This window comes from Actinacidiphila glaucinigra (assembly GCF_900188405.1).
Classification (GTDB): Bacteria; Actinomycetota; Actinomycetes; order Streptomycetales; family Streptomycetaceae; genus Actinacidiphila; species Actinacidiphila glaucinigra.
The window spans coordinates 1-21,766 of sequence record NZ_FZOF01000007.1 but is presented as its reverse complement, the minus strand read 5'-3'; the positions used below and the strand labels follow the sequence as shown (position 1 = coordinate 21,766).

Below are 21,766 nucleotides of genomic sequence, written 5' to 3'. Positions count from 1 at the left end.
GAGGAGAACCATGTCCACGTACCGCGCATTCGAGGTCACAGGCGCCCGCAACTTCGAACTCGTCACCCGCGAGATCGTCGACCCGCCCGCCGGGCACGTCCGGCTGAGGGTGGAGAGCTGCGGCGTCTGCCACTCCGACGCGCTCGCCGTGGAGGGCCTGCGGGCCGACCCGTCGCAGCCGGTGGTCCCCGGCCACGAGGTCGTCGGCGTCATCGACGCCGTCGGCGAGGGCGTGAGCGCCTGGAGCGTCGGCGACCGGGTGGGCGTGGGCTTCCTGGGCGGCCACTGCGGCGAGTGCACGCCCTGCCGCCGCGGCGACTTCGTCAACTGCGCCGACCAGCCCCAGACCGGCACCACCACCGACGGCGGCTACGCCGAGGTGGTGATCGCCCGCAGCAGCGGCCTGGTCCGGGTGCCGGACGAGCTCTCCCCCGCCCTCGCGGCCCCGCTGCTCTGCGCCGGCCTCACGACCTTCAGCGCCCTGAGCCGGCTGCACGTCCGGCCCGGCGGGCTCGTGGCGATCCAGGGCATCGGCGGCCTCGGCCACCTGGGCCTCCAGTACGCCGCCCGGCTCGGCTACCGCGTGGCCGCCATCGCCCGCGGCAAGGAGAAGGAGAGGCTCGCCCTCGAACTCGGCGCGAGCCACTACATCGACAGCTCGGCACAGGACCCCGGGGCCGAGCTCCGCAAGCTGGGCGGCGCGGACGCCATCGTCGCCACGGCGGCGAGCGGCCCCTCGATGACGCCGCTGGTCCCCGGACTCGCCGCGCGCGGGCACATGGTCGTCGTCGGCGTCTCCATGGACCCGCTCACCGTCGCCACGCCCGACTTGATCTTCGGCCCGCGCACCATCACCGGCAGCCTGACCGGCTCGGCGATCGAGAACGAGGACAACCTCGAGTTCAGCTCGCGCTCCGGCATCCGCCCGATGATCGAGACGATGCCCCTGTCCCAGGCACCCGAGGCGTACGCGCACATGATGTCCGGAAAGGCCCGCTTCCGGGTCGTGCTGGACACCGCGGCCTGACCCGGCGGGGCCTGCCCTGCCGGGTGTATTTTTGACAGGCGGGAGACGACCGGCCATATTGCGGTGCGGAGGAGGTGGCGCCATGGCCCGGCAGAGCATGCGCGAGGCGATCGTCGACGCGGCGGTCGCGCAGTTCCACGCGAAGGGGTACAACGCCGCGGGCGTGAAGGACATCACGGACGCGGCCGGCGTACCGAAGGGGTCGTTCTACAACCACTTCGACAGCAAGGAGTCGTTGGCCCTCGTCGCGCTCGACCGCTACGGCGCGGGCCTTCGGACGCACGAACTGGCGGAACCCGGCACCCCGCCGCTGGCCCGGCTGCGCGCGCACTTCGAGTTCCTGCGCGAAGAGACCGCGGACGCGGACTTCACCCGGGGCTGCATGTTCGGCAACTTCGGCGCAGAGATCGGCGACCACAGCGAGACGATCCGCGCGGGCGTCCGCACGTCCCTCGGCCTGTGGGCCTCGCTGATCGCCGGCGCGCTCGCCGAGGCGCAGCGGGCCGGCGACCTGCGGGCGGACCTCGACACCGAGCGGACGGCGCGGTTCGTGCTCAACGCCTGGGAGGGAACGCTGATCGCCGCGCGTTCCGGCCGGTCGGGCGAGGCCTTCGAGGACTTCTTCGACACGGTCTTCGGGACGATGCTCACCCCGCCGCCAGGCACGTCCTGAGGTGTGACGACTCGATGGTGCCCGGCCGCCCCCGGCGACCGGGCACCATCCCGTCAACGATCGCCCGGCCGTTCGAGCACCGGCTTCACGTCCAGGACGGGCGTGCCGTCCAGTGCCTCCAGGTCCCGCACCCGCAACCGCAGGCCGTCCGCCTCGACGACCCGGACGCGGTGCAACCCGACCGGGTTCGGCCGGTCCGGCGACCGCGTGGCGAACACCCCGGTGAGCGGCCGTTCCCGGTCTCCACGCGGCCGTACCTCCAGTACGTCCCTGCGGGCCCGGTCCAGCCAGGTCAGCACGACCACGTCCATGCCGGCCCGCAGCCCGCGCAACGCCCGGGCGACGCCGGGCTCGAAGACCAGCCACGCCTCCGGGGACCCTTCGTCCCCCTGCTTCGGCGCCTCGTCCCGGCTCCGCAACGGCGACTCGACGTACCCCACGGCCCGCAGGACGTACTCCGACTCCGGCGCCCCGTCCATCCGCCACCTCCTCCGGCGTCACGATGTGCCATCGCACCCCTGGTCCGTGCCGTCGAACGGCCCGGACAGGACACAGTGGTGATCCTGCATCACACAGCCGAAGGCGGACCACCATGTGCGTGATCGACACCGCGGCCAAGGAGGCCATGGTGGCGGCGGGATTCCTCCGCGACCGTCCGGACGCCGGGCGGGACGGTGCGACGCACCCCGCGCTGCGCGGCTGCGACGAGGTGCCGTGGGCCGACCTCCCCGGCTCTCCGCGGAACTGCCCGCCCTCCTCCACGCGCTGCTCGACGAACGCGCCGCCCCCGATCCGGACGTCCCGGTGCGCTCAGCGCCGGCCGACCTCGTCGCCGTCGCGGCCGAACTCGCCGAGCCGGTCGATCCGGGCGGCGAGCGCGCGGTGCGCCTCTGGGGCCGGACGCCGATCATCCGGAACGCGCGCGCTGCCGTGCCGTGCTCGCCGCGCACGCCTCCCTGGTCCGCCCGATGCTCGAGGACGCGCAGCCCGCCTGAGAGGGGACCACGGGCCGCATCCGCCTCCACCGCCTCAAGCCGGCCGGAGGCGCACCCGGTTGGGACGCGGAGCCGGCGGCGGCACCCGCCGCGCGGGCCACGCCCCCTCGATTGGCCCTGGCCGCTCGCGTCCGCGCGTCCGTAGGCTCGCGACATGCGGATCCGTATCGTCGACGCCTTCACCGACCGCCCCTTCGCCGGCAACCCCGCGGGCGTGCTGCTGCTGGACGCGGACAGCTTCCCCGAGGACGGCTGGCTCCAGCGGGTGGCCGCCGAGGTCAACCTCTCCGAGACCGCGTTCGCCCATCCCACGCCGGGCGCCCAGGACGCGGACTGGGCCCTGCGCTGGTTCACCCCCAGGGCCGAGGTGAACATGTGCGGGCACGCGACCCTCGCCACCGCGCACATCCTGCACAGCACGGGCGCCGCCCGCGGCCCGGTGCGGTTCAGCGCCCGCTGCGGCGTCCTCACCACGACCGCCGCCGACGACGGCACCATCACCATGGACTTCCCGGTCGCCCCGCTGACCTCGGTCGTCGTCACGGGCGAGATCTCCGCGGCGATCGGCGCCGACGTCCTGTCGGTGCACGAGACCGGCGACGACGTGGGCGACCTGATGGTCGAGGTCGTCGACGAGAGGACCGTACGGGCGCTCACGCCCGACATCGCCGCCGTCGCCGCGCTGCCCTCCCGCCGCGGCCTGATCGTGACCGCGGCCGCCGAGTCCCCGGCGACGACCGGCTACGACTTCGTCTCGCGCGGCTTCTTCCCCGCCCTCGGCATCGACGAGGACCCGGTCACCGGCAGCGCCCACACCGCGCTGGCCCCATTCTGGTCACGGCGTCTGGGCCGCGACGAACTCACCGGGCTGCAGGCCTCGGCGCGTTCCGGCCTGGTGCGCACGGTGCTCAGCGGCGACCGCGTGCGGCTCAGCGGCCGTGCCGTCACCGTGATCGACGGCGAGTTGCACGCCCACCCGTAGGTCGGCCTCAGGCGGTCGGCAGCCAGCCGACCTTCCCGGCGAGCAGGGCGTAGCCCACGAAGGCCACGATGTCGATGAGCGCGTGGGCCGCCACCAGCGGCCCCACCCGGCCCCAGCGCCGGTAGAGCAGCACGAAGACGACGCCCATCGCCATGTTCCCAATGAGCCCGCCGATGCCCTGGTACAGGTGGTACGAGCCGCGCAGCACACTGCTGGCCACCAGCGCGCCGACCGGGGTCCAGCCCAACTGGTCCAGTCTGCGCAGGAGATAGCCGACGACGACGACCTCCTCGAGCACGGCGTTCTGGATCGCGGAGGCGATCAGCACGGGGATCTTCCACCAGACGTCGGGCAGCGACTCCGGCACGACCGTCAGGTTGAACCCGGAGGCGCGCGCGCCCAGGTAGAACAGCAGCCCGGTGCCGCCGATGGCCGCGGCCAGGGCGGCGCCGCGCAGCAGGTCGGTCCGCGGACGCCGCAGGTCGAACCCGATGGCCGGCATCCCCGTGCCCTCGCGGGCCAGCAGATGGGCGACGAGTGCGACCGGGACGAGCGCGGTGGCGACGCCGAACAGCTGCCAGGACAGGTCCAGCCACGGACGGCCCGGCGCCTGCGAGCCGACGAGGGTGGCCGCCTGGTCCTTGAGCCCACCGGGCTTGGTCAGCGACCCGACGAAGCTGATCAGTGCCGCGAGCGCGCTCGCCCCGAGCGACAGCGCGAGCACCAGGAGGGTCTCGCTGCGCAGCGCCCGCGGGGCGAGCCGCTCCACCGACCCGGCCCGGGACCCGCCCGGCTCCGCCGAATTACCGTCCACAGTTGCCTCCACCCGCGCCATCCTGCCTCATCGGCGCGATGGCACGGGCGGCGGCTCAGCGTTGCCGCGGCCACTCGTGCACGGGGGCGCCGGTGTGCATCAGCTCGCAGTAGCGCAGGGTCATCGCGGCCAGCGCCCGCTGCCGGTCCAGCCCGCGGTCCAGCTCCTGGTGGAAGGCGACGGCCTGCCACTCGGCGCCGTTCATGCGGTTGCGGCAGCGGCCCTCGATGATGCCGAGGTAGTGGTCCCGGTCCACCGGGTCGATCCCCCACGCGTCCAGTCCGGCGGCGGCCATCGGCAGCAGTTCGTCCAGGACGAGTTCGACGGCACCGATCTCCACGAGACCGCTGCCGCGCCCCTGCCGGGGCCAGGTGAACACCGCGTCGATGCCGTACCGGCACGCGGCGTCGAAGTTCGCCTCGGCGGCCGCGAACGGCAGCCGGCTCCACACGGGGCGCGACGCCTCGGCGAGGGAGCGGACGAGCCCGTAGTAGAAGGCGGTGTTGGCGAGGACGTCGGCGACGGTGGGCCCGGCGGGCATCACCCGGTTCTCCACCCTCAGGTGCGGCACGCCGTCGACGACCGCGTACACCGGGCGGTTCCAGCGGTAGATCGTGCCGTTGTGCAGCGTGAGTTCCTTCAGCTGCGGCACCCCGCCCTCGTCGAGGACGTGCAGCGGGTCCTCGTCCTCGCAGATGGGCAGCAGGGAGGGGAAGTAGCGCACGTTCTCCGCGAAGAGGTCGTACGCGGAGTCGATCCAGCGTTCGCCGAACCAGGTCAGCGGGCGCACGCCCTGGGCCCGGTGCTCCTCGGGCCGGGTGTCGGTGGCCTGCTGGAAGAGGGTGGGACGGGTCTCCCGCCACAGCTCACGGCCGAACAGGAACGGGGAGTTGGCGCCGAGCGCGACCTGCGGGCCGGCCACCACCTGCGCGGCGTTCCACACCGCGGCGAAGCGCGCGGGGGTGACCTGGAGGTGCATCTGCATCGAGGTGCACGCGGCCTCCGGGGCGATCGAGCCGGAGACGCAGGTCAGCCGCTCCACCCCCGAGATGTCGAGGGTGATGTCCTCGCCGCGGGCGGCCAGGATGCGGTCGTTCAGCAGCATGTAGCGGTCGACGCGGGAGAGATTGGCACCGACCAGGTCCTGCGCGCCGAGGGTGGGCAGGATTCCCACCATCACGATGCGCGCGCCGACCTCGCGGGCCTTTCCCTCGGCATATCCCAGACCCATGCGCAACTCTTCGGCGAGACGGTCCAGGACCCGGCCGGAAAGCCGGTGCGGCGCGATGTTCACCTCAATGTTGAACTGTGCGAGCTCGGTCTGGAAATCGCGGCTCGCGATGCGCTCGAGGACCTCCTCGTTCATCATGCGCGGCAGCCCGTCGCGGTCGGTGAGATTGAGTTCGATCTCCAGCCCCATGAGATTGCGGGGGCGGTCGAACCGCTTCTCCTCCAGCAGTCGCTCCAACCCCAGCAGGCACTGCTTGAGCTTCCTGCGGTACCGCTGGCGGTCGGCCAGGTCGAACCCCGTGGCCGCGACCTTTTCCCCCATCGGAGGTCCTTCCTCGAGTGGGCCGTGATCACATCATGCCCAGCCCTGAGATCGATAAGGCCCCCGGCCCCGCGCCGGAGCCGCTAAGCTGGCCACGAGCACCGTCTCGCGGCACATTCCGCGGGCATGTACGGAATTCACATGCCGGCGGCGGCCCTCTCGTGAAAAACACCGACGAGATTCAGCCATCCGCAGTAACGCGGAAAGCGCAGTTCACGGCGTGGGCGACGGCGCAATCGGGGAGCAATTACCTGCCCAGGGTGTCCTGGAACCGCCTTGCCCGTAATATCACTGACGGCTAGATGAAACACTGCGCGAACACACCTCGTATATCCTTCGTTCACAGGCAGAGCCTCCGCGACCCGCCGCGCGCCCGCGACGCACCGGCCACGGGAAGGGATCCGCATGCCCACGCTGATTCCGTTCGTCGCCGCCCCCACGCGCCTCACGGATCCGGGCTGTCCCGGCCTGCCGCCGTGTCGTCTGCTCCATCGCTGACAGTGCTGTCCGCACCCCGCCGAGCACCCCCCGTGTCTCCTCATGAGAGGCCGCCCACCATGCCGCTGCAGGTAGCCCCAGCCCCCGCTCCCGCCCTGCGGAGCGTTCTCGCCGCCCTGAGTTCCCCCACCGCGGTACGCGAGGCCCGCACCCCCTCGCTGCGCAACGCCACGGGGCCGCTGGTCGCCGAGCACCCGCTCCCGCTGCACGTCCTCGACCCCGTGATCACCGAACCGGGAGGACTGCCGCGCGCGCGACTGACCGGCTGGCGCTTCCACATCCGTACCGGCGAGAAGGTGGCCGCCGCGGGCGAGACGGTGGACACCCCGGACGGCTGGGCGTTCTCGCACTTCTGCGAGGGCCCCTACCTTGCCTCCACCGAGCGCGCGCTGCGCCAGGCCGACGCGCTCACCACCCCTTACCAGCCGCACCTGCTCTCGGTACCGGGGCTGTACATGCTGACGCTGTGGCTGCACGCGGACGTCGCGTCCGACGCGGGCACCGCGCAGCCGGCCCCTTCCGACCTGCTGATCCCGCTGGCGCCGGCCCCGCCGGGGATCGCCGCGCACCGCATGCACCGGCTCTCCGACCTGGTGCCGGTGCTCACCCTGCGGCTGGCTCCGCCACCACTGCTGGGCACCACCGCCTGAGACTCCCGGCTGGGGCGACCCCGCACGCCTCCGTGACCGTCCGGTCACGGAGGCGTTGCATTGTCCGGGCAACCGCCCGCGCGAGTGAATGCGTCCCCAACTAACGAGGACAGCTCACGCGAAATCCCTGCGGAAATCCCTCAGTAGAGCAACACTGGGACCGACCGACTGAACGGGGGAGCGGCATGACTGAGGTTCCTACCCAAGGCAGCCGTACTTCACACCACTCGCAGCGAAAGACGTCGTCCATGTGCCCGCACCAGCCGCAGTGTCCGTCCGCCGGCAGCCCCGACCGCGAGGCCGCCCACATCATGGCCAGCCACCCCGAGCAGGGCTGGAGCCTGCTGTGCAACGGCGTCCTCCTCTTCGAGGACACCGGTGAGCTCCTCCCCGACGGGCGGATCATCGCCCCGCACCGCCCGCTCGGCAGCGAGCACATCGTCACGGCGGCCTGACCGGGCCGGGAACGACACAGGGCCGACCCCGCTGTCGCAGCGGGGCCGACCCTTGAGCGTCAACCGCCCTTACGCGTCGTACTCTTCGAGCGGGGGGCAGGAGCAGACGAGGTTGCGGTCGCCGAAGGCGCCGTCGATGCGGCGGACCGGCGGCCAGTACTTGTCCGCGGCCGACACACCGGCGGGGAAGACCGCCTCCTCACGGGAGTACGGGTGCTCCCAGTCGCCGCCCAGGGCCGCGGCCGTGTGCGGGGCGTTGCGCAGCGGGTTGTCCTCCTTGGGCCACTCCCCCGAGCCGACCCGCTCGACCTCGGCGCGGATCGCGATCATCGTGTCGCAGAAGCGGTCCAGCTCCGCGAGGTTCTCGCTCTCCGTCGGCTCGATCATCAGCGTCCCGGCCACCGGGAACGACATCGTCGGCGCGTGGAAGCCGTAGTCGATCAGGCGCTTGGCCACGTCGTCGACCGTCACGCCCGTCTCCTTGGTCAGCGGGCGCAGGTCGATGATGCACTCGTGCGCGACCAGCCCGCCGGGACCGGTGTAGAGCACCGGGAAGTGCGGCTCCAGGCGCTTGGCGATGTAGTTCGCGCTGAGCACGGCGACCTGGGTGGCGCGCTTGAGGCCCTCGCCGCCCATGAGGCGCACATACGCCCAGGAGATCGGGAGTATGCCCGCCGAGCCCCACGGCGCGGCCGAGATCGGGCCGACGCCCGTCTCCGGGCCGGCGGACGGCTGGAGCGGGTGGTTGGGCAGGTACGGGGCGAGGTGGGCGCGGACCGCGACCGGGCCCACGCCGGGGCCGCCGCCGCCGTGCGGGATGCAGAAGGTCTTGTGCAGGTTCAGGTGCGACACGTCGCCGCCGAAGTGGCCGGGCTTCGCGAGGCCCACCAGGGCGTTGAGGTTCGCGCCGTCCACGTAGACCTGGCCGCCCGCGTCGTGCACCGCGGCGCAGATGTCGCCGATGTGCTCCTCGAAGACACCGTGCGTGGAGGGGTAGGTGACCATGAGCACGGCGAGTTCCTCGCGGTGCTGCTCGATCTTGGCCCGCAGGTCCTCGACGTCGACCTCGCCGTCGCCGGCGGTCTTGACGACGACGACCTTCATACCGGCCATCACGGCGCTGGCGGCGTTGGTGCCGTGCGCGGAGGACGGGATGAGGCAGACCGTGCGCCGGCTGTCGCCGTTCGCGCGGTGGTAGGCGCGGACGGCCAGCAGGCCGGCGAGCTCGCCCTGGGAGCCGGCGTTCGGCTGGAGGCTGACCTTGTCGTAGCCGGTGACCTCGGCGAGGCGCTCCTCCAGCTCACGGATGAGGGTCAGGTACCCCTCGGCCTGGTCGGCCGGCGCGAAGGGGTGCATCGCGCCGAACTCGGGCCAGGTGACCGGCTCCATCTCGGTGGTCGCGTTGAGCTTCATGGTGCAGGAGCCCAGCGGGATCATGCCGCGGTCCAGCGCGTAGTCGCGGTCGGCGAGGCGGCGCAGGTAGCGCAGCATCGCGGTCTCGGAGCGGTGCTGGTGGAAGACCGGGTGGGTCAGGTAGTCCACACCGCGGGCCAGGCCGGCGGGCAGCGCGTCCTCGGTGGCCGCGTCGAGGGACTCGACGTCGGCGGTCACGCCGAAGGCACCCCAGACCGCGGCGAGATCGGCGCGGCCGGTGGTCTCGTCGCAGGCGATGCCGACCAGGTCGGCGTCGACCTCGCGCAGGTTGACCCCGGCCTCGCGGGCGGCGGCCACGACCTCGGCGGCACGGCCGGGCACACGGGCGGTGACGGTGTCGAAGAAGGCGCCGGTGGTCACCTCGACGCCGCCGGCGCGCAGGCCGGCGGCGAGGACCGCGGCGTAGCGGTGGGTGCGGCGGGCGATCTGCGCCAGGCCGTCGGGGCCGTGGTAGACCGCGTACATCCCGGCCATGACGGCGAGCAGCACCTGCGCCGTGCAGATGTTGCTGGTGGCCTTCTCGCGGCGGATGTGCTGCTCACGGGTCTGCAGCGCCAGGCGGTAGGCCCTGTCGCCGTCGGCGTCGACGGAGACACCGACCAGTCGGCCCGGCAGGCTGCGGGCGTACGTGTCGCGGACGGCCATGTAACCGGCGTGCGGGCCGCCGAAGCCCATGGGCACGCCGAAGCGCTGGGTGGTGCCGACCGCGATGTCGGCGCCGAGCTCGCCCGGGGAGGTGAGCACGGTCAGGGCCAGCAGGTCGGCGGCGACGGTGACGATCGCGCCGATTCCGTGGGCCTGCTCGACGACCGGCTTGAGGTCGCGCACCGCGCCGGAGGCGCCCGGGTACTGCAGCAGCACACCGAAGACGCCGCGCTCGGCGATCTCCGCCGGGATGCCGTCGCTGAGGTCGGCGACGACGACCTCGACACCGGTCGGCTCGGCGCGGGTCTCGATCACGGCGACGGTCTGCGGGAAGGCGTCGGCGTCGATCAGGAAGACGCCGTCCTTGACCTTGCCGACGCGGCGGGCGAGCGCCATCGCCTCGGCGGCCGCGGTGCCCTCGTCGAGCAGCGAAGCACCGGAGGTGGGCAGCCCGGTGAGGTCGGCGACGACCGTCTGGAAGTTCAGCAGGGCCTCCAGGCGGCCCTGGGAGATCTCCGGCTGGTAGGGCGTGTACGCCGTGTACCAGGCGGGGTTCTCCATGACGTTGCGCAGGATGACCGGCGGGGTGAAGGTGCCGTGGTAGCCGAGGCCGATCATGGGCCGCAGCACCTGGTTGCGGTCGGCGAGCGAACGCAGCTCGGCGAGGACCTCGGGCTCGGTGCGGGCGCCGGACAGGCCGAGCGCCTCGGCGCTCTTGATGGCGTCCGGGACGGCTGCGGCGGTCAGCTCGTCCAGCGAGCCGTAGCCGACCTGCGCGAGCATCTTGGCCTGCGCACCGGCGTCGGGCCCGATGTGACGCTGCTCGAAGGGGATGCCGCGCTCCAGCTCGGAGAGTGGGATGCGGTTGGCGGTCATCAGCGGAGGCCTCCTGGTCTGGCGCGACACGGCCTCCCCCTCTGTCATCTGAACCTGAGAGCTTCACCGTCCCGCACACGCGCCGGGACGGCTTTCACCGTCGGTGAGGAAGGAGCCGCGCACGGTTTGTGCCGCCCTTTCCTGCTTTCCAGAGTGACCTCGCCCATGCGGTACGGATGCCTGAGAGATTCCGGGGAGGGTTTGCTCCTTCGGCGCCCGACGTGCGGTTCCCCGCGTCGCCAGGACTCTCCCGCAAGGGGTCAGCAGCCGCTGTCAGCGTACCAGCGCGGTCAGGGAACGGGTCATGTGACAGCCGCCACCTTTCGTGCCTAAATAGGATTAATCGCGACCAGTTGGAGGGACCGTGCAGACCGGCATCGATCCGCGCAGCCTCATCGGACGCAGGGCCTTCGACCGCAACGGGATGAAGATCGGCACCGTCGACGAGGTGTACCTCGACGACGCCACCGGGGAACCCGAATGGGCCGCGGTGCGCACCGGTCTCTTCAGCCGCGACGCGTTCGTGCCGCTGGAGCCGAGCGAGTTCACCGGGGAAGAGCTGCGCGTGCCGTTCGACAAGGCACTGATCAAGGACGCCCCGGACTTCGGCGTGGGCCGGCACCTCTCCCCCGAGCAGGAGCTCCAGCTCTACCACCACTACGGCATGAGCGGCCCCTCGCTGTCCGGCCCCTTGCCGGAGCCCCCGCCGGACCGCGACTTCGGCACGCTGGCCGGCGACAGCTGACGCGGGAGCCCCGGCAGGCCCGGTAACACCAGCGGGAGCGGCTCGGACGGCTCCAGCTCCGTATCGGTCACCGCGAAGGTGCGCACCCGTCCCGGCGCCGCCGATCCCGGCTCCTCGAACCGCACGGTGACCCTGCCGACGCCGCTGCCCTGCACCCACCCGGCGCCGTACTCGGTGTGCCGCACGTCCTGGCCGGGCACCCAGCGCCGCTCCCCCGGCCCGGGCTCCCGGGCCTCCTCCGCGGGCCGCTCCGGCGCCGCCCGCGACGCGCCGGGATCCTCGTCCGCGGCGTTCTCCTCGTCCCGTTCCGCCGCCTGGGCGAACAGGTCCTCCTGCGTGAAGTCGGCGAGCCCGGCGACACCGACCCCGAGCAGCCGGACGCCGCCGGTGATGTCGACGGCCTCCAGCAGCCGAGCCGCGGTCTCCCGCACCACCGCCAGGTCGTCGGTCGGGGCGCGCAGGGTCTCCGAGCGGGTCAGCGTCGTGAAGTCGTAGCGCCGCACCTTCAGCACCACCGTGCGGCCCGAGCGGCCCGCGGAGCGCAGCCTGCGCACGCAGCGGTCGGCGAGCCGGTCCACCTCCAGCCGGACCCGTACCCGGTCGGTGAGGTCCACGTCGAAGGTGTCCTCGACCGAGACCGACTTGCTCTCCCGGTCGGCGACCACGGGCCGCTCGTCGACCCCCAGGGCCATCCCGTGCACATGGGCGCCGTGCGCCTTGCCGAGCAGCCGCACCAGCTCGGCCTCCCCCGCCTCCACCACCTCGCCGACCGTGAGGATGCCCGCCCGCCGCAGATGCTCCGCCGTCGCGGGACCCACGCCGGGCAGCGTGCGCACCTGCATGGGGGCCAGCAGCTCACGCTCGGTGCCGGGCTCGATGAGCACCAGCCCGTCCGGCTTGGCCTGCTCCGAGGCGATCTTGGCGAGCAGCTTGGAACCCGCGAGCCCCACCGAGCCGGTGAGCCCCGTCGCCGCCTTGATCTCCGCCCTCAGCCGCTCCCCCACGCCGCGCGGGTCGTCCGCGATCCCGCCCGCCTCCAGATCCACGAAGGCCTCGTCCAGGCTGAGCGGCTCGACCAGCGGCGAAAGCCGCGACAACAACTCCATGACGACGTCGCTGATCTGCCGGTAGACCGCGAAGCGCGGAACGAGGTAGGCGGCGTTCGGGCACAGCCTGCGCGCATGGGCCATCGCCATGGCCGAGTGCACCCCGTGCACCCGGGCCTCGTACGACGCGGTCGCCACCACCCCGCGCGGCCCGACACCCCCCACGACGACCGGCTTGCCCCGCAGACTCGGCTTCGCGGCCTGTTCGACGGCGGCGAAGAACGCGTCCATGTCGAGGTGGAGGATGGTCGGCGCGCTTCTCACAGTCATCGATGGTGCACCACGGCTCCGACATCCGCCGTACATGTGTACGGCGGATGGGTGGCGCGTCGGGCCCGGCCGGTCAGCCCGCGCGGTTGCGGCGCCGCGCCAGCTCGTCGCCCGGGTTGTGGCCGACCAGGGTCTCCCCGGTGTCGACCCGCTCGGAGTGCAGCTGCGACAGGGCGCCCTCGACGTCCCGCCACACCACGCCCACGGCGATCCCGAAGATCCCCTGGCCGCCCTGGAGCAGGTCGACGACCTCGTCCGGCGAGGTGCACTCGTACACCGTCGCACCGTCGCTCATCAGCGTCATACGGGTGAGTTCCGCGGGCCCGCTGGACCGCAGGTGCTGCACGGCGGTGCGGATGTTCTGCAGGGACACACCCGTGTCGAGGAGCCGCTTGACGATCTTGAGGACCACGACGTCCCGGAAGCTGTACAGCCGCTGTGTCCCCGAGCCGTACGCGGGCCGGATGCTGGGCTCCACGAGCCCGGTCCGCGCCCAGTAGTCCAGCTGGCGGTAGGTGATGCCGGTCGCCGCGCAGGCGGTGGGCCCCCGATAGCCGACCCGTTCGCCGGCCCCCTCCGGCAGCTGTCCCGAGGTGTCGCCCGAACCCCCTCCGGGGGGCGTCGCGGCGTTGCGGGCCAAGGCCCCGCGCATCGGATACGGGCCGCCAAAGGCCGTACCGTCGCCGGTGCTTCTCACGCCGACCTCCCGTCCCTTCGCACCCCTCAGGGCACGCGCACGTGCCATCGGGACTTTCCATCTCGACGGTAGGCAGTCACTCCGGGTGCGTCAACGATCGCCACGCTCGGCACGCCGAGTGATATCAACCCCAGAGGTGGTTTTCCGTGTCCACGGCGAGGGTAGGGCTGGACGAATGGCCTCGGCGGGCCCTCATTGGCTGCTGGTGCCGAAGTCCTCGGGCGAGATCTGGTCGAGGAACTCGCGAAACTTCTCGACCTCGTCCTCCTGCTCGTCGGGAATGGCGATGCCGGCGTCGTCCAGCACACCGTCGCTCCCGTAGATCGGGGTTCCGGTGCGCAACGCCAGCGCTATGGCATCCGAGGGACGGGCGCTCACCTCCACGCCACTGGCGAACACCAGCTCGGCGTAGAAGACGCCGTCACGCAGGTCGGTGATGCGGACCTCGGTCAGCGTCTGGCCGACGGCCTCGAGCACGTCCTTGAACAGATCATGGGTCAGCGGCCGCGCGGGCGTCATGCCCTGCTGCGCGAAAGCGATGGCGGTGGCCTCCCCCGGCCCGATCCAGATGGGCAGGTAGCGGTCGCCTCCCACTTCCCGCAGGAGCACAATCGGCTGGTTGGAGGGCATTTCGACCCGGACACCCACGACGTCGAGCTCGTTCACACAGCAACCCTAGGCCGTGCCCGGCAGGTTTGGGTAGTCGGGACAGGCCCGGCCGGTCACCGACCGGGCGTGTCCTGGCCACGTCGGCTCAGAAGAGCCGCACCCTGAGCGCGGACTGCACCAGCGCCGCGTGCAACCGGACCGACAGCGCCGCCAGCTCCCGCGCGGTGGCCTCCGCGTGCGTCCTGGTCTGCGGATTGCGGTGCCTGCGCAGGGGCGCGACCACCTGCTCCACCAGACCGGCCTCACGCTCGGCGGCGGCCTTCATCGCGCGCAAGTGCCGCGGCTCGAGCCCGAAGCGTCCCAGATCGGCCACGATCTTGGCGATGTTCACCGTTTCGGCGTCGTAGTCGCCGTCGGTACCGGCCTCCACCAGCCCGTACGCCTCCCACTGGGCGAGCTCACCCGGTTCGGCGCCCGTCGCGGCCAGCAGCTCGTCCCGGCCGATGCGCAGCGCCGGCGGCGCCTCCCGTTCCACCGGGCCGACCTCGATCAGTTCCCGGGACTCCCCGGAGGACGGGACGGGCAGCGGCAGCGGCTCACCGCGGTCGAGGGCGTCGACGTGCTCGCGGATCACTTTGAGCGGAAGATAGTGGTCGCGCTGCATGCGCAGCACATGCCCGAGCCGCTCCACGTCCCGGACGGTGAACTTCCGGTATCCCGACGGAGTGCGCTGCGGCTCCACCAGCCCCTCCGCCTCCAGGAAGCGGATCTTGGAGATGGTGACCTCGGGGAACTCCTCCCGCAACTCGTTGAGCACCGCTCCGATGCTCAGCAGCCGGTCGTCCGCGGTGGCGGTGCCGTTGCCGGCACCGCCCGACGGTGTAAGAAGCATGAACCTTCCCTCGCGGGGGTCAGGCGCCCCACTGGCTCGCGTAGAAGACCAGTCGGTACTTGCCGATCTGTACCTCGTCGCCGCTGGACAAGGTCACCGAGTCGATCCGCTCGCGGTTGACGTAGGTGCCGTTGAGGCTGCCGACGTCGGAGACCGTGAAGGAACCGTCCTGCTGGCGCCGGAACTCCACGTGACGCCGCGAGACCGTGACGTCGTCCAGGAAGATGTCGCTCTCCGGGTGACGGCCGGCCGTGGTCAGCTCACCGTCCAGGAGGAAACGGCTCCCCGAGTTGGGGCCACGGCGCACCACCAGCAGCGCGGAGCCCGGGGGCAGCGCGTCGACCGCGGCCTGGGCCTCCGGGGAGAGCGCCGGCAGCACGGTCTGTCCCGTCGCCTCGGCCTCGTACGCCTCGATCCCGGAGATGGAGATCGTGGACGTGGTCTCGGAGGCACGCTCGGACGGAACCCCGGCACGCAACGGCGCGCCGCAGTTGGAGCAGAAACGACTCGCTTCCGCGTTCTGGAACCCGCACCGCGCACAGACCGGCAAGGACCCTCCACCCGTGCTAGAGGCTGATGGTTGCTGGAAACCTATGCGCCCCGCAGCCGCAGGGTCAACAGAAACCGCACCATGACCGCCCGAAATGTCACCGCCCGGAGCAGCGGCCTCGTCACGGAACAGCGGGCGCTCCTCGCCCGGTCCCTCCCCCTGCACGTGCCGCGGCGCGCGGTGACGCGCGGTAGGGCTGTCACCAGCCGGACGCGAACTCTTGCCGAACCACTTACCGAACAACTTCACGGGCGATTCCCCTTGAACGACACAGACCCGCCCGTGGGGCAGGACGAACCCTCAGTCACGACCAACACACAGTTTCTCTCACGCACCACCCCAACGGTGCGGCGACCCCCCGCATTCTCCCGTCCTCCCCCGCATACCCCACTCGCCCCCGCATCACCGGGTTGACGACTGAGCGTAGTCAGGCTGCTCGGACGGCCGCAAGGCGTCGACAACGATCTTCTCCGATCGCGCCACGTCCGCTGTGGCCTGCTCCTTCTCCAGAGTCTGTACCACGCCGCCCGGGATGTTCAGGGCGGGTTCGAGATCTTGTGGATTACCGATGACCTTGAAGCGGTACGGCGCGTTCACCTTGTGCCCGTCGATCTGCACCCCGCCCGACCCCTGGGTGAAGTAGGTGTCGGCGACGACGCGCACGTCGTTGATCTGGATCGCCTCCGCTCCCGCGGCGCGCAGCTCCTGGAGCGCGTCGAGGAGCATGTCGGCCTCGACCGCGTCCTGGGGGTCGTTGACGGTCAGCGTGATCCCGGGACCCTCGACGGCGACCGTGCCGGCCAGCACCCCGAGCTGCTCGGCCTTCTGCTCGGTCTGCTTGCGGGCCTCCTCGGCCTGGTCGGAGCTGTTCTCCAGCTCCGTGCGCTGCTCCTCCAGGCGCCGCCGCTCGTCGCCCAGCCGCTGCGAGCGGTTGTCCAGCTCGTCGAGGATGCGCACCAGGTCCTCCTGGCGGGCGCCGCGCAGCGCGCTGGTGTCGCTGGTCGAGCGGACCTGGATGGCCAGGCCGAGGCCCAGCACGAACAGCAGCAGCGCGACGATCAGCTGGGCCCGCGACACCCGCGGCGGCCACAGCCCCGCCTTGAGGCGTTGCCGGCCGGTCACGCCGGGCGCCGGGCCCGCGGGTTCCCCCGCGTCCGGCGACGGCTGCCGGCCCGGCGCGGAAGGCTCCGCGTCCGCCGGCACGGTGGGCGGCATCGGTCCGGCGGCGGGCAGCTCCGGGCGGGCCGGGAGCTCGGGGCGCTGGAACGGCTCGGGGCGGAAGGGCGGCTCGGGGCGGAAGGGCGGCTCGGGCCGCTCGGGCCGCTCGGGCCGCTCGGGCCCGGGGTGCTCCGCCGGCCTCCGGGGTTCCGCGGGCTCGCCAGGAGTGCCGGGGCGCGAGGACTGCGGGCGCTCCGGCGTCTGGTCGCTCTCGTCGCTCATCGTGCTGTCACGCCCGGAAGACATGGCGGCGGATGGCCGCGGCGTTGGAGAAGATGCGGATACCGAGGACGACGACCACACCCGTGGAGAGCTGCGCACCCACCCCCAGCTTGTCGCCCAGGAAGACGATCAGCGCGGCCACGACGACGTTGGAGAGGAAGGAGACCACGAAGACCTTGTCGTCGAAGATCCCGTCGAGCATGGCCCGCAGACCGCCGAAGACGGCGTCGAGCGCGGCGACCACGGCGATCGGGAGGTAGGGCTCGACCACCGTCGGCACCACGGGGCGGACCACCAGGCCCACCACCACTCCAACGATCAGGCCCAGTACGGCGATCAATGCGTACCCTTCCCATTTCCGGATGCGCTCGACGACGGCCCGGTCGACGGGACCGGGGTCGCGGAGCGGATGATCAGGCTCGGAGCCGCGGGCAGTTCCAGCTTCTCCTTCTCGGAGATGCGCGTACGGATCCCGTAGTTCTCCTGCAGGACGTGCAGGTACTGCCCGTCCGCACTGTCCAGGAAGGACGTGCTCAGCTTCTGCGGGTCCCCGATCGCCAGGACCGTGTAGGGCGGTACCAGCGGCCGGTTGTCGACCAGTATGGCGTCACCCGCGGCACGGATGGCCGACAACGACGTCAGACGCTGCCCGTTGATGGAGATGGCCTCCGCCCCCGACGCCCACAGGCCGTTGACGACGCGCTGCATGTCCCGGTCGCGCACACGGCCGGTGTCCGAGAAGTCACTGGTCGTACGCGGATCGTTGCCGCCGCCCGACGATGCCTCCTTGGCGTCGTTGACCTCCAGCTCGATCCCCGGCCCCGCGACCGGCGTCGCCCCGGCGAGCAGCGCCACGCGCTCCGCCTCGCCGTCCTGGTCGTTGAGCGCCTGCCGCTGCCTGGCCGCAACATCGTCGCGCAGCTCGTCCACGCTCTTCTGCAGCTCGTCGGCGGTGCGGGTCTCGGACTCGATGCGGTCGATGAGCTTCTGCCGCTCCTTGGCCAGTGTCGGGGCCGCCACCTGCGTCTGCGCAGCGCCTACCGTGACCACCACGGCGGCCAGCACCAGGCCCAGCGCCAGCACCAGCCGGCCCCGCAGGGTCCCGGGCAGACGGGACGTACCCGTCGCGCCCCGGCGGGCGGCGGCCTCGGCGTACCCGTCGTCGAGGCTGTGCTCCATGACGTTGTTCAGCAGCGACATGGAGGCGTCCGGGCGCCGGGTCACGGCCCTCCCAGGGGCGCTGCTCCGATCGGGGTGCTGCTGCGGCATGCCGCACATCGTCGCACGTCCCCGCCACCGACCTCGAACGGGCCCCTCCCGACGCGCCGTTCGTCGCGTCGGGAGGGGCCCGTGAGCCGTCGCAGGGGCGGGATCAGCGGCCCGCGCTGTCCACGATCCCCGCCCACTCGTCGAGCAGTGCCTGCGCGGAGGCGTCGTCCGGGCCCTCCGCCCACAGGTGGGTGACCGCCTCGGCCGGGTCGGGCAGCACCATCACCCAGCGGCCGTCCGCCTCGACCACGCGCACGCCGTCGGTGGTGTCGACGCTCCGGTCGCCCGCCTCCTCGACCACGCGGCGCATCACCATGCCCTTGACCGCCCACGGTGTCGCCAGGTCCCGCTTGAGGACGTGGGCGCGCGGGATACGGGCGTCGATCTGGCTCAGGGTGAGCTGCGTACGGGCCACCAGGCCGATCAGCCGCACGAAGGCCGCCGCGCCGTCGAAGACACTGCTGAACTCCGGGACGATGAGGCCACCCTTGCCGTCACCGCCGAAGATGGTCGAGTCCTGCCGGCCGACCCGGGTGAGGTCGTCCGGCGAGGTCGTCGTCCACTCCACCTGCGTGCCGTGGTACGCCGCGACCTGCTCGGCGACGCGTGTCGTCGTCACGGGGAGCGCCACCCGGCCGCTGCGCCGCTCGGCGGCGACCAGGTCGAGCAGGACCAGCAGGGCCCGGTCGTCCTCGATGATCTTGCCGCGCTCGTCCACCAGCGACAGCCGCTCGCCCACCGGGTCGAAACGCACGCCGAAGGCGGCCCGCGAGGACGCCACGATCTCCCCGAGCCGGACCAGGCCGGCCCGCCGGCTGTCCGCGGTCTCGGTCGGCCTGGCCTCGTTCAGACCGGGGTTGATCGTCAGCGAGTCCACCCCGAGCCGGCCGAGCAGGCTCGGCAGGACCAGGCCCGCGCTGCCGTTCGCGGCGTCGACCACGACCTTCAGGCCCGCCTCGGCGATGCCCGAGGTGTCCACGGCCCGCAGCAGCGCGCCGGTGTAGGAGTCGAAGACGCTCGCCGGGAAGTTCAGGTCGCCGATCTCACCGGGGAACGCACGGCGGTACTCCTGGCGCGCGAAGACGCGGTCCAGCTTGCGCTGCCCGGCCGCCGACAGGTCGGCGCCGCGTTCGTCGAAGAACATGATGTCGACCGAGTCGGGGATGCCGGGGCTCGTCCGGATCATGATGCCGCCGGCGCTGCCGCGGGCGGTCTGCTGCCGCGCCACGGGCATCGGCACGTTCTCCAGGTCGCGCACGTCGATCGCGCTGGCCTGGAGCGCCGAGATCACCGCTCGCTTGAGCGCACGCGCACCACGGGAGTGGTCACGGGCGGTGGTGACGGTGGCGCCCTTCTTCAGCGTCGTCGCGTACGCGCCCGCGAGACGCACCGCCAGCTCCGGGGTGATCTCCACGTTGAGGATGCCGGAGACGCCCCGCGCGCCGAAGAGGTTCGCCTGGCCCCTGGACTCCCAGATGACCGAGGTGTTCACGAAGGCGCCGGCCTCGATGGTCTTGAACGGGTACACCCGGACGTCGCCCGCGATGATCGACTCCTCGCCGATCAGGCACTCGTCGCCGATGACCGCGCCGTCGTCGATCCGCGCCGCACGCATGACGTCGGTGTTCTTGCCGATGACGCAGCCGCGCAGATTGGTCTGGGGCCCGATGTAGACGTTGTCGTGGACGACGGCCTTGTGCAGGAAGGCGCCGGACTTCACGACGACGTTCGAGCCGATCACCGTGTGCTCGCGCAGCTCGGCCCCGGCCTCGACCTTGGCGTAGTCGCCGACGTACAGGGGACCGCGCAGCGTCGCGTCCGGGTGCACCTCCGCGCCCTCGGCGACCCAGACACCGGGAGAGATCTCGAAGCCCTCGAGGTCGACGTCCACCTTGCCCTCGAGGACGTCCGCCTGCGCCTTGATGTAGCTCTCGTGGGTGCCGACGTCCTCCCAGTAGCCCTCGGCGATGTAGCCGTAGATGGGCTTGCCCTCCTTCATCAGCTGCGGGAAGACGTCACCGGACCAGTCCACGGAGACATCGGGCTCGACGTAGTCGAAGACCTCGGGCTCCATGACGTAGATGCCGGTGTTCACCGTGTCCGAGAAGACCTGGCCCCAGGTCGGCTTCTCGAGGAAGCGCTCGACCTTGCCCTCTTCGTCGACGATGGTGATGCCGAACTCCAGGGGGTTGGGCACCCGGGTCAGGCAGACCGTGACGAGCGCGCCCTTCTCCTTGTGGAAGTTGATCAGCTCGGTGAGGTCGAAATCGGTCAGGGCGTCACCCGAGATCACCAGGAACGAATCGTCCTTGAGTGCGTCCTCGGCGTTCTTGACGCTGCCGGCGGTGCCGAGTGGCTTCTCCTCGTTCGCGTAGGTGAGCTCCATGCCGAGTTCCTCGCCGTCGCCGAAGTAGTTCTTGACGAGGGAGGCGAGGAACTGCACGGTCACCACGGTCTCGGTCAGACCGTGCCGCTTGAGCAGCTTGAGCACGTGCTGCATGATCGGCTGATTCACGACCGGCAGCAGCGGCTTGGGCATGCTCGAGGTCATCGGGCGAAGGCGCGTACCTTCGCCGCCGGCCATCACGACGGCCTTCATGTCGGAAGCGTCCTCCTCAAAGAGACGACTGTCTTGCCGACGTCACCCGTGCTCTCTCTTACGCGGACCGTCGCGGTCCCCCGGACCGCCGGTCACGCGCGGGGCACCCGGCCGGAGGCTCTCCTGCCGGGTACGCGGGCTCAATCGGCCGTGGCGTCCGCCCTGACGAGTCGGCGGACCTGGACCACGTAGAGGATCCCTGCCCACCAATACAGCGTTGTACCCCATCCGGCGAACGCCCATCCGAAAATAGCAGCGAGCGTGTTCAGCCACCCGTCGCCGTCGCTCAGCAGCAGCAACGGGAAGGCGTACATCAGGTTGAAGGTGGCGGCCTTGCCCATGAAGTTGACCTGCGGCGGACCCCAGCCGTGCCGGCGCATGACCAGGATCATCACGCCCATGACGACGTCCCGCGCCACCAGGATGGCCGTCAGCCACCACGGTAGGATCCCGCGCCAGGTCAGGCCGATGATCGTGGAGACGATGTAGAGCCGGTCCGCGGCCGGGTCCAGCACCCTGCCGAGGCTGCTGATCTGGTTCCAGCGGCGTGCGAGCTTCCCGTCCAGGTAGTCACTGACACCGCTCAGGGCGAGCACCAGCAGCGCCCAACCGTCGACCTTCGGACCCCCGAACTCCGGCCACAGGATGAGCCACAGGAACACGGGCACGCCCAACAGCCGTGCCATGCTCAGGATGTTGGGGATCGTGAAGACGCGATCCGTCTGCACCCTTGTCTCCTGGACCTCCACCGGGGGCCCCTCCTGTTGAACGTACGCTCCGATGATTCCACCCGACCTTACATCAGGGCATGAAAAAGCCCGCCGCCGGGCCTCTGAAGAGGCTCCGGCGACGGGCTTTACAAGAATTGTTCGGCGGCGTCCTACTCTCCCACAGGGTCCCCCCTGCAGTACCATCGGCGCTGAAAGGCTTAGCTTCCGGGTTCGGAATGTAACCGGGCGTTTCCCTAACGCTATGACCACCGAAACAC

20 protein-coding genes, 1 rRNA gene, 1 pseudogene and 2 riboswitches are annotated in these 21,766 nt (G+C 71.5%); of the genes and pseudogenes, 6 read left to right on the top strand and 16 right to left on the bottom strand.

Annotated elements, in window-relative coordinates; genetic code table 11:
* Nucleotides 1–10 precede the first annotated feature (10 nt).
* Both CHF15_RS16055 and CHF15_RS16050 read left to right on the top strand, forming a co-directional pair.
* Nucleotides 11–1,027, top strand: a complete 1,017-nt coding sequence (locus CHF15_RS16055) for an alcohol dehydrogenase catalytic domain-containing protein (protein ID WP_089224490.1) — start codon at nucleotides 11–13, stop codon at nucleotides 1,025–1,027.
* A gap of 82 nt (nucleotides 1,028–1,109) precedes the next feature.
* Nucleotides 1,110–1,700 (top strand): TetR/AcrR family transcriptional regulator, encoded by a 591-nt coding sequence (locus CHF15_RS16050; RefSeq protein ID WP_089224489.1) that lies wholly within the window; start codon nucleotides 1,110–1,112, stop codon nucleotides 1,698–1,700.
* Nucleotides 1,701–1,753: 53 nt separating this feature from the next.
* On the opposite strand, the gene tsaA is transcribed toward CHF15_RS16050, so the two are convergent.
* Entirely contained in the window at nucleotides 1,754–2,179 is a 426-nt protein-coding gene (tsaA, locus tag CHF15_RS16045) for a tRNA (N6-threonylcarbamoyladenosine(37)-N6)-methyltransferase TrmO (RefSeq protein WP_089224488.1), read from the bottom strand.
* 670 nt (nucleotides 2,180–2,849) lie between these two features.
* On the opposite strand from tsaA, the gene CHF15_RS16040 reads away from it, so the two are divergent.
* On the top strand, nucleotides 2,850–3,677 hold the full coding sequence (locus CHF15_RS16040) for a PhzF family phenazine biosynthesis protein (protein WP_089224487.1): 828 nt from the start codon (nucleotides 2,850–2,852) through the stop codon (nucleotides 3,675–3,677).
* Between the two features lie 7 nt (nucleotides 3,678–3,684).
* Here CHF15_RS16040 and CHF15_RS16035 read toward each other — a convergent pair whose 3' ends face one another.
* Together CHF15_RS16035 and CHF15_RS16030 are read right to left on the bottom strand one after the other, a co-directional pair.
* Complete coding sequence (locus CHF15_RS16035; protein ID WP_089224486.1) at nucleotides 3,685–4,512, bottom strand: CPBP family intramembrane glutamic endopeptidase; 828 nt, start codon at nucleotides 4,510–4,512, stop codon at nucleotides 3,685–3,687.
* 34 nt (nucleotides 4,513–4,546) lie between these two features.
* On the bottom strand, nucleotides 4,547–6,043 hold the full coding sequence (locus tag CHF15_RS16030) for a glutamate--cysteine ligase (protein WP_089224485.1): 1,497 nt from the start codon (nucleotides 6,041–6,043) through the stop codon (nucleotides 4,547–4,549).
* 557 nt (nucleotides 6,044–6,600) lie between these two features.
* On the opposite strand from CHF15_RS16030, the gene CHF15_RS16025 reads away from it, so the two are divergent.
* Together CHF15_RS16025 and CHF15_RS16020 are read left to right on the top strand one after the other, a co-directional pair.
* Nucleotides 6,601–7,191 (top strand): hypothetical protein, encoded by a 591-nt coding sequence (locus CHF15_RS16025; RefSeq protein ID WP_089224484.1) that lies wholly within the window; start codon nucleotides 6,601–6,603, stop codon nucleotides 7,189–7,191.
* 248 nt (nucleotides 7,192–7,439) lie between these two features.
* Nucleotides 7,440–7,646 (top strand): DUF5999 family protein, encoded by a 207-nt coding sequence (locus tag CHF15_RS16020; protein ID WP_089224483.1) that lies wholly within the window; start codon nucleotides 7,440–7,442, stop codon nucleotides 7,644–7,646.
* A 69-nt stretch (nucleotides 7,647–7,715) separates the two neighbouring features.
* Here CHF15_RS16020 and gcvP read toward each other — a convergent pair whose 3' ends face one another.
* Complete coding sequence (gene gcvP / locus CHF15_RS16015; RefSeq protein ID WP_089224482.1) at nucleotides 7,716–10,601, bottom strand: aminomethyl-transferring glycine dehydrogenase; 2,886 nt, start codon at nucleotides 10,599–10,601, stop codon at nucleotides 7,716–7,718.
* Between the two features lie 39 nt (nucleotides 10,602–10,640).
* A riboswitch (glycine riboswitch) is annotated at nucleotides 10,641–10,755 on the bottom strand.
* A 4-nt stretch (nucleotides 10,756–10,759) separates the two neighbouring features.
* A riboswitch (glycine riboswitch) is annotated at nucleotides 10,760–10,864 on the bottom strand.
* Nucleotides 10,865–10,965: 101 nt separating this feature from the next.
* On the opposite strand from gcvP, the gene CHF15_RS16010 reads away from it, so the two are divergent.
* Nucleotides 10,966–11,346, top strand: coding sequence for a PRC-barrel domain-containing protein (locus CHF15_RS16010; RefSeq protein WP_089224481.1), 381 nt, complete (start codon nucleotides 10,966–10,968; stop codon nucleotides 11,344–11,346).
* On the opposite strand, the gene CHF15_RS16005 is transcribed toward CHF15_RS16010, so the two are convergent.
* The 12 genes and pseudogenes from CHF15_RS16005 to rrf all read right to left on the bottom strand — a co-directional run bounded on the left by CHF15_RS16005 (nucleotide 11,259) and on the right by rrf (nucleotide 21,762).
* Nucleotides 11,259–12,716, bottom strand: a complete 1,458-nt coding sequence (locus CHF15_RS16005) for a DNA polymerase IV (protein ID WP_089224480.1) — start codon at nucleotides 12,714–12,716, stop codon at nucleotides 11,259–11,261. The two genes, CHF15_RS16010 and CHF15_RS16005, sit on opposite strands and share 88 nt — an antisense overlap.
* A 79-nt stretch (nucleotides 12,717–12,795) precedes the next feature.
* Nucleotides 12,796–13,419: a MerR family transcriptional regulator gene (locus CHF15_RS16000; RefSeq protein WP_026250925.1), complete on the bottom strand. Its 624-nt coding sequence runs from the start codon at nucleotides 13,417–13,419 to the stop codon at nucleotides 12,796–12,798.
* A gap of 192 nt (nucleotides 13,420–13,611) precedes the next feature.
* On the bottom strand, nucleotides 13,612–14,085 hold the full coding sequence (locus tag CHF15_RS15995; RefSeq protein ID WP_018558705.1) for a bifunctional nuclease family protein: 474 nt from the start codon (nucleotides 14,083–14,085) through the stop codon (nucleotides 13,612–13,614).
* Nucleotides 14,086–14,173: 88 nt separating this feature from the next.
* Nucleotides 14,174–14,920: a transcriptional regulator FtsR gene (gene ftsR / locus CHF15_RS15990; RefSeq protein ID WP_089224479.1), complete on the bottom strand. Its 747-nt coding sequence runs from the start codon at nucleotides 14,918–14,920 to the stop codon at nucleotides 14,174–14,176.
* 19 nt (nucleotides 14,921–14,939) lie between these two features.
* Nucleotides 14,940–15,398: an FHA domain-containing protein gene (locus tag CHF15_RS45725; protein ID WP_018558707.1), complete on the bottom strand. Its 459-nt coding sequence runs from the start codon at nucleotides 15,396–15,398 to the stop codon at nucleotides 14,940–14,942.
* A gap of 3 nt (nucleotides 15,399–15,401) precedes the next feature.
* Nucleotides 15,402–15,635, bottom strand: a pseudogene (locus CHF15_RS45720) (FHA domain-containing protein); the annotation flags it as partial.
* Between the two features lie 237 nt (nucleotides 15,636–15,872).
* The gene (locus tag CHF15_RS15975; protein WP_089224476.1) at nucleotides 15,873–16,910 is read right to left on the bottom strand and encodes a DUF881 domain-containing protein; all 1,038 of its coding nucleotides are present in this window, start codon (nucleotides 16,908–16,910) and stop codon (nucleotides 15,873–15,875) included.
* A 7-nt stretch (nucleotides 16,911–16,917) separates the two neighbouring features.
* Entirely contained in the window at nucleotides 16,918–17,250 is a 333-nt protein-coding gene (locus CHF15_RS15970; protein ID WP_003984969.1) for a small basic family protein, read from the bottom strand.
* Entirely contained in the window at nucleotides 17,247–18,188 is a 942-nt protein-coding gene (locus CHF15_RS15965; RefSeq protein ID WP_089224475.1) for a DUF881 domain-containing protein, read from the bottom strand. The genes CHF15_RS15970 and CHF15_RS15965 overlap by 4 nt, the downstream gene beginning before the upstream one ends.
* A 94-nt stretch (nucleotides 18,189–18,282) precedes the next feature.
* Nucleotides 18,283–20,778 (bottom strand): mannose-1-phosphate guanyltransferase, encoded by a 2,496-nt coding sequence (locus CHF15_RS15960; RefSeq protein WP_089224474.1) that lies wholly within the window; start codon nucleotides 20,776–20,778, stop codon nucleotides 18,283–18,285.
* Between the two features lie 140 nt (nucleotides 20,779–20,918).
* On the bottom strand, nucleotides 20,919–21,527 hold the full coding sequence (locus CHF15_RS15955) for a CDP-alcohol phosphatidyltransferase family protein (protein ID WP_089224473.1): 609 nt from the start codon (nucleotides 21,525–21,527) through the stop codon (nucleotides 20,919–20,921).
* A gap of 118 nt (nucleotides 21,528–21,645) precedes the next feature.
* A 5S ribosomal RNA gene (rrf, locus tag CHF15_RS15950) occupies nucleotides 21,646–21,762 on the bottom strand.
* Nucleotides 21,763–21,766: the final 4 nt, after the last annotated feature.

Bases quoted from the DNA above. Each gene is read 5' to 3' on its own strand.
- CHF15_RS16055 (WP_089224490.1), top strand. From the start codon at position 11: ATGTCCACGTACCGCGCATTCGAGGTCACAGGCGCCCGCAACTTCGAA.
- CHF15_RS16050 (WP_089224489.1), top strand. From the start codon at position 1,110: ATGGCCCGGCAGAGCATGCGCGAGGCGATCGTCGACGCGGCGGTCGCG.
- tsaA (WP_089224488.1), bottom strand. From the start codon at position 2,179: ATGGACGGGGCGCCGGAGTCGGAGTACGTCCTGCGGGCCGTGGGGTAC.
- CHF15_RS16040 (WP_089224487.1), top strand. From the start codon at position 2,850: ATGCGGATCCGTATCGTCGACGCCTTCACCGACCGCCCCTTCGCCGGC.
- CHF15_RS16035 (WP_089224486.1), bottom strand. From the start codon at position 4,512: ATGGCGCGGGTGGAGGCAACTGTGGACGGTAATTCGGCGGAGCCGGGC.
- CHF15_RS16030 (WP_089224485.1), bottom strand. From the start codon at position 6,043: ATGGGGGAAAAGGTCGCGGCCACGGGGTTCGACCTGGCCGACCGCCAG.
- CHF15_RS16025 (WP_089224484.1), top strand. From the start codon at position 6,601: ATGCCGCTGCAGGTAGCCCCAGCCCCCGCTCCCGCCCTGCGGAGCGTT.
- CHF15_RS16020 (WP_089224483.1), top strand. From the start codon at position 7,440: ATGTGCCCGCACCAGCCGCAGTGTCCGTCCGCCGGCAGCCCCGACCGC.
- gcvP (WP_089224482.1), bottom strand. From the start codon at position 10,601: ATGACCGCCAACCGCATCCCACTCTCCGAGCTGGAGCGCGGCATCCCC.
- ftsR (WP_089224479.1), bottom strand. From the start codon at position 14,920: ATGCTTCTTACACCGTCGGGCGGTGCCGGCAACGGCACCGCCACCGCG.
- CHF15_RS15975 (WP_089224476.1), bottom strand. From the start codon at position 16,910: ATGAGCGACGAGAGCGACCAGACGCCGGAGCGCCCGCAGTCCTCGCGC.
- CHF15_RS15965 (WP_089224475.1), bottom strand. From the start codon at position 18,188: ATGTGCGGCATGCCGCAGCAGCACCCCGATCGGAGCAGCGCCCCTGGG.
- CHF15_RS15960 (WP_089224474.1), bottom strand. From the start codon at position 20,778: ATGAAGGCCGTCGTGATGGCCGGCGGCGAAGGTACGCGCCTTCGCCCG.